The organism is Pseudomonas sp. SDO524_S393 (assembly GCF_054071875.1).
Window position 1 is genome coordinate 41,858 of the sequence record NZ_JBSVVZ010000001.1, and the last position, 12,509, is coordinate 54,366.

The 12,509-nt window shown below is 61.9% G+C and carries 13 protein-coding genes; 4 read left to right on the plus strand and 9 right to left on the minus strand.

The features are described from left to right. Position 1 precedes the first annotated feature (1 nt). Positions 2 to 709 (plus strand): GntR family transcriptional regulator, encoded by a 708-nt coding sequence (locus tag ACW9IB_RS00170; RefSeq protein WP_457411699.1) that lies wholly within the window; start codon positions 2 to 4, stop codon positions 707 to 709. Here ACW9IB_RS00170 and dapA read toward each other — a convergent pair. The 7 genes from dapA to ACW9IB_RS00205 all read right to left on the minus strand — a co-directional run bounded on the left by dapA (position 692) and on the right by ACW9IB_RS00205 (position 7,548). Beyond that, entirely contained in the window at positions 692 to 1,555 is an 864-nt protein-coding gene (dapA, locus tag ACW9IB_RS00175; RefSeq protein WP_457411702.1) for a 4-hydroxy-tetrahydrodipicolinate synthase, read from the minus strand. The genes ACW9IB_RS00170 and dapA overlap by 18 nt on opposite strands. A gap of 284 nt (positions 1,556 to 1,839) precedes the next feature. Further along, positions 1,840 to 2,823 carry an alpha/beta hydrolase gene (locus tag ACW9IB_RS00180; protein ID WP_457411705.1) on the minus strand — a complete coding sequence of 328 codons (984 nt, stop codon included), beginning with the start codon at positions 2,821 to 2,823 and terminating at the stop codon, positions 1,840 to 1,842. Between the two features lie 6 nt (positions 2,824 to 2,829). Further along, positions 2,830 to 4,221, minus strand: a complete 1,392-nt coding sequence (locus ACW9IB_RS00185; RefSeq protein WP_457411708.1) for a hypothetical protein — start codon at positions 4,219 to 4,221, stop codon at positions 2,830 to 2,832. 120 nt (positions 4,222 to 4,341) lie between these two features. After that, positions 4,342 to 4,821: a VOC family protein gene (locus tag ACW9IB_RS00190; RefSeq protein WP_457364304.1), complete on the minus strand. Its 480-nt coding sequence runs from the start codon at positions 4,819 to 4,821 to the stop codon at positions 4,342 to 4,344. A gap of 79 nt (positions 4,822 to 4,900) precedes the next feature. Beyond that, complete coding sequence (locus ACW9IB_RS00195; RefSeq protein WP_457364305.1) at positions 4,901 to 5,383, minus strand: hypothetical protein; 483 nt, start codon at positions 5,381 to 5,383, stop codon at positions 4,901 to 4,903. Positions 5,384 to 5,493: 110 nt separating this feature from the next. Further along, positions 5,494 to 6,531, minus strand: a complete 1,038-nt coding sequence (locus tag ACW9IB_RS00200; protein ID WP_457411709.1) for a helix-turn-helix domain-containing protein — start codon at positions 6,529 to 6,531, stop codon at positions 5,494 to 5,496. A gap of 111 nt (positions 6,532 to 6,642) precedes the next feature. Further along, positions 6,643 to 7,548, minus strand: a complete 906-nt coding sequence (locus ACW9IB_RS00205; RefSeq protein WP_457411712.1) for an AraC family transcriptional regulator — start codon at positions 7,546 to 7,548, stop codon at positions 6,643 to 6,645. A 99-nt stretch (positions 7,549 to 7,647) separates the two neighbouring features. Here ACW9IB_RS00205 and ACW9IB_RS00210 point away from each other — a divergent pair, with 99 nt between their 5' ends. From ACW9IB_RS00210 to ACW9IB_RS00220, 3 genes are all read left to right on the plus strand, one after another. Beyond that, positions 7,648 to 8,388, plus strand: a complete 741-nt coding sequence (locus ACW9IB_RS00210) for an SDR family oxidoreductase (protein ID WP_457411714.1) — start codon at positions 7,648 to 7,650, stop codon at positions 8,386 to 8,388. A 179-nt stretch (positions 8,389 to 8,567) separates the two neighbouring features. Continuing rightward, positions 8,568 to 9,611: an SMEK domain-containing protein gene (locus tag ACW9IB_RS00215; protein ID WP_457411716.1), complete on the plus strand. Its 1,044-nt coding sequence runs from the start codon at positions 8,568 to 8,570 to the stop codon at positions 9,609 to 9,611. Between the two features lie 204 nt (positions 9,612 to 9,815). Beyond that, positions 9,816 to 10,529 (plus strand): alpha/beta fold hydrolase, encoded by a 714-nt coding sequence (locus tag ACW9IB_RS00220; protein ID WP_457411718.1) that lies wholly within the window; start codon positions 9,816 to 9,818, stop codon positions 10,527 to 10,529. On the opposite strand, the gene ACW9IB_RS00225 is transcribed toward ACW9IB_RS00220, so the two are convergent. Beyond that, positions 10,516 to 11,397 carry an SDR family NAD(P)-dependent oxidoreductase gene (locus tag ACW9IB_RS00225; RefSeq protein ID WP_457411719.1) on the minus strand — a complete coding sequence of 294 codons (882 nt, stop codon included), beginning with the start codon at positions 11,395 to 11,397 and terminating at the stop codon, positions 10,516 to 10,518. The genes ACW9IB_RS00220 and ACW9IB_RS00225 overlap by 14 nt on opposite strands. 34 nt (positions 11,398 to 11,431) lie before the next feature. Beyond that, entirely contained in the window at positions 11,432 to 12,493 is a 1,062-nt protein-coding gene (locus tag ACW9IB_RS00230; RefSeq protein WP_457364312.1) for an aldo/keto reductase, read from the minus strand. Between the last annotated feature and the right edge of the window lie 16 nt (positions 12,494 to 12,509).

Sequence of the window (12,509 nt, forward strand, 5' to 3'; positions counted from 1 at the left end):
CATGCAACTGGTGTCTACACGCAAACAGCGGGAGCGCCCCGATAGCTTGGCGGAGCGGATCTACGCGCAACTCAAGGCGGATATCTTCGAGTTTCGCCTGCTGCCCGGTGACCGTTTCAGCGAAGGTGATGTGGCCGCACAAGTGAACGCCAGTCGCACGCCCGTGCGTCAGGCGTTGTACCGACTGGAGCGGGAAGGCTACCTGGAGGTGCATTTCCGCAGTGGCTGGCAGGTCAAACCCTTCGACTTCGACTATTTCGAGGAGCTGTATGACGTGCGCATCGTGCTCGAACTGGCCGCCGTCAGCCGCTTGTGCGAAGGCGGGGCGGTGGACCCTTCGTTGCTGGAGGAACTGAAGGCAATCTGGCTGGTGGAGACGGGCGAGCGCCTGAGCGATACCCAGGCGGTGTCGGCACTGGACGAGCGCTTTCACTGCGCGCTGGTGGAAGCCACCGGCAACCGTGAAATGGCGCGCATGCACCACGAGATCACCGAGAAAATCCGTATCATCCGCCGCCTCGACTTCACCCGGCCCGAGCGCATCGCTGCCACCTACGACGAGCACGGGCAGATCCTCACGGCAATCCTGCAACAGCGCAATGACCTGGCGCAGCCCCTGCTCAAGCGCCATATCGAACTCAGCAAACAGGCCGTGCGCCAGATCACCCTGCACCGGTTGCACCTGGCCCGGTCAGTGGCCGGGGTTTGACACCGCCTGCAAGTGCGCCCGCAGGGTTGCGCTGGCCGGCTGCATCGGTGCGCGCAACGCGCTGCCGATCAAGCCTTGCTGGGCCAGCGCCGCTTTGACCGGCGCGGGGTTGGGCTCGATGAACATCGCGTGGATCAACGGCAACAAATCAAAAAACGTCGCCCGCGCCTCGGCGAGCTGGTTGTCGCGCACCTGTTGCCACAGCGTCACGAACCGTTCGGTGTGCACATGGGCCGATGCCGCGATGGCACCGCTGGCGCCCAGACACAGGGCGTTGAAGATCTGTATATCTTCGCCGCACAGCACCTGAACCTGGCCGCTGGCCAGCAGCGCGAGGGTGTTATTCAGGTTGCCACCGCAGTCCTTGATCGCAACGATACGTTCGTGGGCGACGATGTTCAGCAAGGTGGCCTGTTCGAAGGTCGCACCGGTGCGGTAGGGAATGTCGTAGAGAATGATCGGCACGCTGGAAGCGTCGGCCACCGCGCGGAAGAACGCTTCAAGGCCGGCCTGGGACGGGCGAATGTAGCTCGGCGCGGGCACCAGCAGGCCGGCCACCGGGCGTTTGAGGACTTCGCTCTGGAACTGCAGCAGTTCGAGCTGGTTGCTGCCGGCCAGCCCCATCACCACGCGGTGGGCGGGCACCCATTGCAACACCGCATCGAGCACGGCCAGTTGCTCCTGGCGGTTGAGCGACGCGGCTTCGCCGGTGGTGGTGCACACCATGATGCCCGCGACGTGTTTTTCCAGCAGATGGCTGACCAGCCGGTGCAGGCCGATGAAGTCGATGGCGCCGTCGTGAAACGGTGTGACCACGGGAACCCAGATACCTTGAAACGATGACATGCGCTTTCTCCTGAAGGTAGACCGATCAAGTCACCGTCAGAAGGGCAGAGGGAATTGTGCAAAGGGGGAGAGGTCCGTCGCGCTCAATGTCCTGTCAGCTCATCTGACGGGACAGCGCGCCCCGGTCACATGAGCGACTGTTTCTTCGATTTGAGGGTGCGCGCCACGCAGCCTTGCGCCTTGGCAATCAAGCCAATGGCGCGAAGGTTAGCGAATGACGTTGCAGACATGAGCTGACACACCCTGAAGAAGACCTGCATCTTTATGGATTGTCAGCGGATGTGTCAACCCGCCAGCAGGTGTTCCCGTACAAAACTCACCACCTCGGTTTCCAGCTCCGCGTCTTCCGGCGCGCCCATGAAACCGCCATGGGGCATCGCTTCGAAGATGTGCAGCAGCGCCGGCACCCGTGCCTGGCGCAAGGCCCGGTGCAGGCGCACGGTGTTGGACAGGAACAGGTCTCGCGTGCCGCTTTGCAGGAAAGTCGGCACAAAGCCCTGGGTGAAATCACCGAACAGCGGCGACAGGTATGGGTGGGTCAGGTCGGCACCATTGGCATACAGCAGGTTGGCTGCCATCAGCGGGTTGGGCAGCATCACATCGACCGTACGGTTGACGTGGAAACTGTCGCCCGATTCGGTCAGGTCCACTTCCGGCGACAACAGCACCAGCGCCGCCGGCAGCGGCAAGCCTTCATCACGGGCACGCAGCACCATGGCCACCGCCAGATTGCCACCGGCCGAGCGGCCACCAATCACGATCTGCTGCGGGCGGTGATGTGCGAGCACATGCCGGTAGGTGGCCATGCAGTCGTCCAGCGCCGCCGGGTAAGGGTGTTCCGGCGGCATGCGATAGTCCACGCCGTAGCAACGCAGGCCATGCAGGTCGGCCTGCTTGCCGGCGGCGATGCGGCAGTTGTCACCGCCGCCGAACACCAGCGCGCCACCGTGCAGGTCGATGTAGGCCAGGTTGTCGCCCACGGTTTCAGCGGGGGTGGCCATGTGCACGGTGGCGTTCTCCACCACGATGGTCGCCAGCGTCGCGCGCAGCGTGGCCGCCTGGGCGGCGCTGGCGGCTGCGTAATGCTGGGCGACAAGGGCTTGCAGGCGGCGCCAGCCGTCGTGGTCCTCGGGCGCGGGCAGGGGCTGCATCGCGTTCAAGGGCACGCCGTCGGCGCCGACCAGGCGCTTGAGCAGCGCCTGGGCCTGGGGGCTGATCGAGGACGGGACCGGCAGGGTCCGCGCTTCCAGGTGTACGCCGTTGGTCATGGGCCGTTACTCGAAGCGATCGATGCGGGTGGTGGAGTAGAAGAACTCGTTCTTGTCCGTGCTCGACTCGTAGAAGTACGCGTAGTCAGTCAGGTAGTACAGGTGGCTGACGCGCTTGTACTCGTCGTTGTCGTAGGTGCACGACAAGGCCTTGGCGCTGCCCAGCAATTGCGAGTTGAGCTCGCTGGCCTGCAGTTCGCGCTCGACGACGCAGCGGGTGGTCTGCGGTTTGCCGTAGCTGCCGACGATGCTGTTGAGGGTCGAACGGGTGCTCGAGTAGACCACGGTGTCACCCACCGGCAGGGCCTTCCAGTTGCCGCTGAAGCTCAATTGGGTGAGCGTCGAGCTTTCGGCCATGCCACCGGCACCAAAGGCGGATTTCGATACCAACTGCACCAGGTTGCGCCAGCTGATCGATTGCGACTCATAGCCCTGGCCACGGTTGGCCACGTTCAGTTGACCGCTTGGGGCATCCTGGGTGATGAAGTATTCGTTGCTCGAATCGCTGGTCTTGCCCTTGTAGGTCGAGGTGCCGCTGGTGCGCACGTATTTGAACGTGCGGGTCGGCTTGTCCAGGTTCAGTTGCTGAATGGCCGCCAGTATCTGCGGCTGCACCGAGTTCAATGCGATGGACACGGGGGCCTTCAGGCGTGGCTTGAAGGCCGGCAGCGCGGCGATCTTGTCAGGCGTGGCGCAGACGCTGTTGAACAGCAGCGTATAGTCGGCATTGGCGCCGGCCACCGGCTGCGGGGTCGGGAAGCTGTCGACGCGACCGTCGCTCACGCGGTTGGCCGCATCCATGTCATAACCGGCCAGGGCCTTGTAGGTACCGCCGTTGCAAGCCACGGCGAAGTACTCGCGTTTTTGCGCGTAGGGGGCGTTGTACGGCAGGTCGTTGAGCACCGACGGGTTGTCGAAGGCCGCCCAGAAACGGGTTTCGCCATTCACGGTCTTGACGCTGTTGGCGTCGATCAGTACCCAGTTGTCACGCTCGTTGGTCTGGACCAGACGCCAGTCGGGTTTCGGCGTGTCGGCACAGGCGCGGACGAAGGTCTGGTTGGCGGCCAGGGTCGCGCGTAATTCATCGGACAGTTTGCGCGGTGCGCTGTAGCGTCCGGCACTCAGCGGGTATACGCGCTGGGCGCCATCCAGGTAGAGCAAATGCAGCGACGGTGATGAGCAGGCGGCTTCGAACTGCATGGTGCGGCGCACACCGGCGGTGGACTCCGGCATCAGCAATTCGAAACTCAGCGCGTCGCCTTCGCGCACGATGCTGTTCTCGACCAGGGGTTGGGACAGGGTGCCGGCGAGCATGCGATCGACACTGGATTTCTGGGTGGCGCAGCCGGCCAGGGTGGCGATGCCACCGATGAGCAACAGGGAAGAAATAAAACGCACAGGGGCCTCGTTGAGTCCATTCAGGGATGTAAGGGTGACGGCAGCAAGGTGTGAATCTTTAAGGGTAACTGAATGAAATCGTCAGGGGGCATTCGGATTGAATGCCCCGGCGGGTGATTGTCAGCCCTTGACCGCCGCTTCGATGGCCGCGATATCGATTTTGCCCATGGTCATCATGGCGTCGAAGGCGCGTTTGGCGATGGCCGGGTCGGGATGGGTCACAGCTTCGGTGAGCACGCGCGGGGTGATCTGCCATGACAGCCCCCACTTGTCCTTGCACCAGCCGCAGGCACTGGCCTGGCCGCCATTGCTGACAATGGCGTTCCACAGACGGTCGGTCTCGGCCTGATCCTCGGTGGCCACCTGGAAGGAAAACGCTTCGGTGTGGGGGAACGCCGGGCCGCCGTTCAGCCCCAGGCAGGGAATGCCCATTACGCTGAATTCCACGGTCAGCACGTCGCCGAGTTTGCCCGAGGGATAGTCGCCGGGAGCCAGGTGCACGGCCTTTACGGCGCTGTCAGGGAAGGTCATGGCGTAGAAGGTCGCCGCCTCCAGGGCGGTGCCGTTGTACCAGAGGCACAGGGTGGTTTTGTCGGTCATTTTCGTGCTCCACGGGCGATGGGTGTGTGGAGTCTAGACGAAGCAGAAGGTGCGCCCGGCTTGCCCGCCGGGCGGTGGCTTACATGATGGTGTAGTCCCTGACCACGCCCTTGTTGAGGTGGATATTCAGGCGGCGGTTCTTTTGCTCGGGGGCGATGTTGTCGATGGCGGTGCGCCGTGTATCCAGGGCGTTGTCGTAGGTGTTGCCGGGAATATGGTTGGACACCAGCCCGAGCAAGTGGCGCATCGACGCGTTCTGGGTGGTGGAGGGGGAGTAGTTCCAGGTCTCGGTGCCGTCCGCCGAAATCGACTGGTCCTGGGGCTCGCCGTAAAGCGCCTTGAGTTGCTCGGCGGTGGTCTTGCCGGAAATGATATGGGTGCGCACGTAAGTGGTGTCGAACAGTGAAATGTCCGGCCCGGCCTTGCCCTGGATCCCGGGCAGTGACAGGTTGTTGAGGCTGCTGAGCCCGTTGACACCATTGACGCCGTTGGCACATCCCGACAGCAGGATGGCAGCCACAAGGGGTCCGATGACGTTGCGATTGAGTGCGCGCCTGGCCATGATTTTCTCCGTTTATTCAGGGCTGGATAACAGGGGCCAATCATAAAACGGCGAAAAAAACGCGGAAAAAATCTTCCTGTCCCAGCGTCTCAATGACTTGCCTGGGTGTCTCAGGCGGGCTGCATCTGCTCCAGAATGTTGCGCAGTGAAAACCCGGTATGCCGACCTGCCTGCGCGTGGGAGGGGGCCACCACCAAGGCTTCCCGGGCTTCCCGAGGCGAGTAGCCGAAGGCGTGTTTGAAGGCGCGGCTGAAGTGCGCATCGCTCTTGAATCCGAACTGAAAGGCCAGCCCGGACACCCGATGCCGCACCCCGGAATCCCCCTGAATCATCAACCGCGCCCGGTTCAGCCGGCGCTGCTGGATGTAGGCCGATACCCCGGTTTCCTGGCTGAACACCCGATACAGTTGCGCCCGCGAAATGCCAAGGTGTTTGCACAGGAACGTGGGTGACAAATCCGGATTGCGCAGGTGCTGTTCGATCAAGTGGCGGGCGCGGTTGAACAGGGTGAAGTCGATCTCGTCGGCGGCGTTGTGCAGGTTGGCCACCGAGGGCGCAAGGGCCGCCGAGACCATGGCCAGCGTGGCCTGCTGGGCATGGGGGATTTCCTCGGCGCTCAGCCTGGGCAAACGGTATTGCAGGGCGCGCATGTGATCGGCCAGTAATTCGCTCAAGCCGCCTTGCAGCACTTGGCCGTGCAGGTCCTTGTGGCCCAGGCTGGGGCTGAGCAGGTCGCGGGGGATGGTCAGGATGATCGTGTCGCCGGCGGTGATCAGGCAGTCCAGTTCACGGGCGAGGTCCAGCAGGTAAATCTGCGAATTGCCCGCCGCCAGCGTCGTGCGCCCGGCGGTGCCGTTGATGGTATGGGACAGGCCCAGGCACAGGTAGTAATGGTCCAGGCTGTCGCGGCGGATCATCTGGGTCGCACGCTTGACCCGGTACGGCACCGGCTCGCCGGCCCCGTCCCAGGCCCCGCAGCCCATCAACAGCGCACCCAGGTAGCCGGTGGCCAGGCGGTAGTTGAAGGCCGTGGACTCCGGCTCGCTGATCGTGATGTCGAAAATGGCGTTGACTTCTTCGCGCCATACTTCAAAGCGTTGCCGGGGCGGATAAGGCTGGGTGGTGAAGGTGTAAAGCGGGTTCTCCACGTGCGGCTCCCTGCGTGACAGCGATGGGTCGAAAGCGGCTTAGGATACGTGCTGGGAAAAGGCAGCGGTCTGCCGTTGATCGGCAGGACCGTGTGGCAGCCAATCGTGCACTCACACCGGTGCCGCCTCCCGGGAATAGCGCCCAGGCGCCAGTCCGGTGTAGCGCGTAAAGGCCACGCTGAAGGCACTCACTGAGTTGTAGCCGACCCGTTGGGCAATATCGGTGAGGGACTCGGTGCCTTCGCGCAGCAGTTTTTTTGCCTGAGCCATTCGCCACGCCAGCAAGTACTCCATGGGTGCCATGCCGAGGGCTTGCCTGAAGCGCTCGAAGAAGGTCGAGCGTGAGAGGGCGGCCTCTTTGGCCAGGTGGGCCACGGTCCAGGCCTGGTTTGGTCGCTCGTGCATGCAGCGCAGCGCGACGGCCAGGCGTTCGTCGCCGAGCCCGCGCAGCAGGCCGGGTGGGGCGCCGGCGGTCGGGGTCGCGCGCAGGGCTTCGATGAACATCACTTCCAGCAGGTGCGCCAGTATCACGTCCCGCGCCGGGCGTTTGCCGCGTGCCTCTTCGGTGAGCAAATCCACCAGCATCGCCAGGCGGCGCTCGCCGCGCACATGGATCAACCGGGGCAGCAGCGAGACCAACAGTGCCGCATCCGGGGAGCCGAAGGTGCAATGGCCGATCAGCAGATGCACATCGACGGCGGCGTCCTGCGGACCGATGCGAATGTCCCGCGGGCGCACTTCGACCGGCACGGTGTCCGGGGCTTCGGCGGGCAGGGGCTGGACGCTCATCATTGCAAAGTCATAGGCCGCCGGGATCAGCACGAAGTCGCCGGCCTGCAAGCCGATAGGCGGCTGCCCGGCGATGGAAAGCCGACACGCGCCGTCGAGAATCGCGTAATAAAACGGCTGGCCCTGCACCGAGCGACTGACCCGCCAGGCCCCGGCACCACTGACCACTTTGGCCAGCGAGGCACGGGGTTGCAGCAGCGTGACCACTTCGGCGAGCGGATCGAGCATGTCGGACTCCTGCGAATAATTGACGGACTGGCGATGATATTCAGTCCGGCTACGACAGCCTATCGTGGTGTTCCTGTCAATCATCGAGGCAAACGCCCCATGAACACTGTACTGATCACTGGCTGCTCTTCGGGTTTTGGTCTGGAGACGGCGCGGTATTTTCTCGAGCGCGACTGGAATGTCATCGCCACCATGCGCACCCCGAACGCAGGGTTGTTTGCTCCCTCCGATCGCCTGCGGGTGTTGCCTCTGGACGTGACGGATCCGCAGAGTATCCAAACCGTGATGAACGCTGCCGGGCCGATCGATGTGCTGGTCAACAATGCCGGGATCGGCTTGCTCGGTGCCCTGGAAGGCATTTCCATGGACGCGGCCCGAGGCCTCTTCGAAACCAACACCTTCGGCACGATGGCCATGACGCAGGCCGTATTGCCGCAGTTTCGCGAGCGCCGCAAGGGCGTGGTCATCAACGTGACCTCCAGCGTGACGCTCAAGTCGCTGCCCCTGCTCAGCGTGTACACCGCGAGCAAGGCGGCGGTGAACGCGTTCACCGAGTCGGTGGCCCTGGAATTGGCGGCGTTCAATGTGCGCGTGAGGCTGGTATTGCCCGGGCGTGCGCCTGGCACTGACTTCGGCAAGAACGCCCAGCCGCGCATGCAAGGCTGCATTCCCGAGGCCTACGGCGACCTGGCCCAGCGCATCTTCGCCGAGTGGTCGCAGGACACGCTGGTCACCGAAGCACGGGATGTCGCTGAGGCGGTATGGCGCGCAGCGAATGACCCGGCGACACCGATGCGCCTGGCGGCGGGGGCGGATGCGCTGGCGTTGACTGGAGAGTAGGGGGGATGGCGGAGATCATGGACACGTCACTGACATCTTCGTAATCTCGGTGCCGGTGTTTTTGTGTTCTTCGCCTTGTCCTTCTCGCGTCCCGTTGTGCAGGGGTATCGGATCGAAGCATGGTGCAAAAAACAGGAAGTAATAGCTTGGACATCCGATAACTCTATTTAAGGCAAATCATGATTACGCGCGGTCATCTTATTGGTGAAGTTATTGATGGGCTCACCACGATCTCACAACAAGTTTCTACTCGGTGTCAATTGGGGCTGACAGACCTCAATAATTACCTGGAGGATTTTTTTAAAGAGTACCTGAATACGGCGTTGGGTTTGTCGCTGGTCAACTTGAATGATGAGCGGAGTAATGAACCAGGACTGGATCTGGGAGATACGCTTGCTTCAATGGCTTTTCAGGTAACTTCAACGAGAACGTCTGCCAAAATTAATAAGACACTAGAGGTGGTTGCAAAGCTTGATAATCAGTTTGATAAGGTGGTGGTGCTGATTGTTGGAAAAAAACAGAAGACTTATTCGCTGGATGCAAAGCGTTCAAAAAAGCTTGGTTTTACGGATAAAGATATTTGGGATATGGATGATCTATGCAGGAAAACGATATCTCTCCCGCTTGATCGTCTGCAGTCTCTTTATGAGCTTGTACGTCGTGATCTGGCGAGGGTGCGCATAGAGCTTGAAATTCCGGATGAGGACGGTAATTTTGCGACATCGATCAGTTCTTATATTGAAAGTATTCCGAAACCTCAGTTTTCTGATTTTAAAAAATATCAACGATACCAGCGTGAAGTAGAGGAAGCGTTTGAACACTCTGTGAAAGATATTGCTGTACATTTTAAAGAATTTGCACGTCGCTTAGCCGCCTTGCCACGGATTACTCGTGAGGTCTACGCGTTTCTTGTAGAGCGTAGGGAAATGGATGAAAAGTTGATTCCGGAAGGTTTGGTTTATTATTCTGAGTGCGTGTGGTTTAACCGAAATAAGTTATTAAGGATTTGCAAGTTCCCTGATCTCCAGGTTGAGTTGGATTTACTTGATGAGCACGGATTTATCGATGTCTGGGAACCCGTGGAGAATAATCAGAGTCCTTTCATTCGGATCTTTGCCCTGGGCAAGGTTGAAGGGTTTATCCATGAGTTGATTGGCTATATTGAGAACCAGGGGGTTGGGTACAAGAAGCCAATTGTGTCGCTGGATTTTAGTGGCTTTTGAATTTTGCCCGGCGGTCAAAAGCGATCACCGTGGCAACCTGTGAGGAGCTTACGCAATCCCGAGCAGGTTTCCTCCATCTGATCCAGAAAGCACTTCAGGCTTGCAGGTGCCGGGGCGGATAGGTTTAGGTCAGCAGGGCAGAGGGATTCCGGTGGCGTTCATGCTAATGTTCCGGGCGGCCTCCCGCCCGGAACCCTGACACCCATGCATCCATTCCAACCCCCCACCGAATTCACCGTCCCCTTCGACGGCCACCTGCTTCGCGCCGACACGCTGACGGGGCGGCTCGATCCGCACCTGTTTTGCATCCACGGCGGCGGTACCCGCTGCCGTTCGGTGTTCGCCGAGCTGCGTCAGATGTTGCACGCGCAAGGGGTGGGGTCCACGGCCCTGGATTGCATCGGTCACGGGCAAATCGGGGGCGTGTTTGCCGATTCGTCCCTTTACCGCCGCGAGCAACAGGCGTTGTCGGTGATCCGCCACCGTCAGGTGCGGCCCAGTGCGCTGGTGGGGATCAGCATGGGCGCGTACAACGCCATCCGTCTGAGCGAAACGCTGAATGCTGGAACATTGATTTTGATCGTCCCCGGCATCTACACCCCTGAGGCGTACCAGGTGCCGTTCGGTGGGCAATTTTCGGCGATCATTCGTCGCCACCGCAGCTGGAGCGACAGCGATGTGTGGGACATTCTCGGACGTTTCACCGGCAGGTTGCTGGTGATCGCCGGAGAACAGGATGCGGTCATTCCGCTGGAAATTCCCGAGCGGTTGGTCGAGGCCGCGACGTGCGCCCGCGACCGGGAACTGGTGATCGTCCCCGGGGCGGGTCACAGCGGTTTGTTGCCATTGGTCCTGCAGAACCCCGAGTGGCGTGCGGCGATCACCACCCGGGTGCTGTCCAGCGTTACGACACGTTGAGCAAGTGCTTGTAGCCCATGATCTCGAAGACCCGCGCGGTCTGGGCTTCGGTCACCGCGTTCACGGCCTCGGTGCCGTAGTCGGCGTAATCGACGACCGTGCGCATCGGTTTTTGCCCCTTCGGTAATGCGAGCACACGGGCAATTTCGTCCGCCACGCCCTGGACCGGCGCATCGGCGCCGCGCAGCAGGTCGCGCAGGCCGTCGCCAATGTGGTCGTAGTCATCCTTGAAGCGCTCGTAGTCCTTGGCGGTCGCCGGGTCTGCCGGATAGACCGCCGACTGGAAGTGAGCCGTGCCGTCGGGAAAGATGCCGGGCATGACGATCACGGTTTCGATGCCGAAACGGTTGACCTCGTAGGCCGTCACTTCCGCCAGGGAATCGAACGCATATTTGCCGGTGATGTAGGGGCCGACGAAGGGCGTCACGATGCGGGTGATCGTGCTGCCCACATACAGCAGCACGCCGCTGCCTTGCTGGCGCATCCGGGGCAGGGCGGCGCGGTTCAGGCGATGGGCGCCGACCACATTGGTGTTGAGGCTGCTGGCCAGTTGATCGGGGGTGAACGCTTCGTACACGCCGATAAACAGGTGCGCGGCGTTGTGAACCACGATGTCGAGCGTTGCGTGCTCGGCGAGCACGCGCCCGACAGCGGCCTGGCACGAGGCCTCGCTGTGAATGTCCAGGTCCACCACCCGGACATGGCCGCCCTGGGCCTTGGCATAACCTTCCAATGCGGTGCGACGGTCGGCGTTGCGCCCGTTCGGGTCACGTACGCCGGCGAACACCGCGTAGCCCTGGCGAATCAACGTTTGGGCGGTCAACAAGCCCATGCCTGAACCGGCGCCGGATATCAGTACAGTCTGCATCGTTATCGTCCTTTCAACGGTTGCCGGGCAAGGTTCAGGAGGTGTGGGCCGTCGCGGCGTCCCACAGGTCCACTGCGCCTAAACGGTCGGCGCCCTGGGTGTCGACCATCCAGCCTGGGTATTCGGCGGGCAGCTGGCTGACGGCGTCGAGCTGGCGCATGTCTTGCGGCGTGAGCTCCAGGTCAACGGCGGCGATATTGTCCGCAAGTTGGTCCAGGCGCTTGGCGCCGATCAGCACCGAGGTCACGGCAGGCTTGGCGAGCAGCCAGGCCAGGGCGACACGGGCCGGGCTGCACCCGTGCGCCTCGGCGATGGGGCGCAGTACGTCGATGACCTTCCAGCCGCGCTCCTTGTCGACGATGGGGAAGTCGAACCCGGAACGACGCGCACCTTCGGGTGACTGGTTTTCACGGCTGTATTTGCCGGAGAGCAGGCCGCCGGCCAATGGGCTCCAGATCAGCAAGCCCATTTTTTCAGCCTCCAGCAACGGCACCAGTTCACGTTCCAGGTCACGCCCGACCACCGAGTAATAGGCCTGGAGGCTTTCGAAGCGCGCCAGCCCCTGGCGAGCCGCAATGCCTTGCGCTGTCGCCAGGCGCCAGGCATGCCAGTTGGACACACCGATGTAACGCACCTTGCCCTGACGCACCAGGTCATCCAGGGCGCGCAGGGTTTCTTCGAGCGGGGTGAGGGTGTCGGTGGCGTGAATCTGATAAAGGTCGATATGGTCGGTGCCCAGGCGCTTCAGGCTGGCTTCGACGGCATCCATGATGTGTCCGCGGGACGCACCGACGTGGTTTTTGCCGGGGCCCATGCGGCCGGCGACCTTGGTCGCCAGCACATAATCTTCGCGGGCGACGCCCAGGTTGCGGAACGACTGACCCAGGGTCTGTTCGCTTTCGCCCTGGGTGTAGATGTCGGCGGTGTCGAAGAAGTTGATCCCGGCTTCGAGGGACGCCTTGACCTGTTCGTCGGCGCCTTTCTGATCCACGGCGCCGATGTGCGCATAGATGCCGGCGCCACTGCTGAACGTCATCGTACCCAGGCACAGTTGCGAGACGATCAGGCCGGTATTACCCAGTTGCTTGTACTTCATCACGATCTCCTTCGGT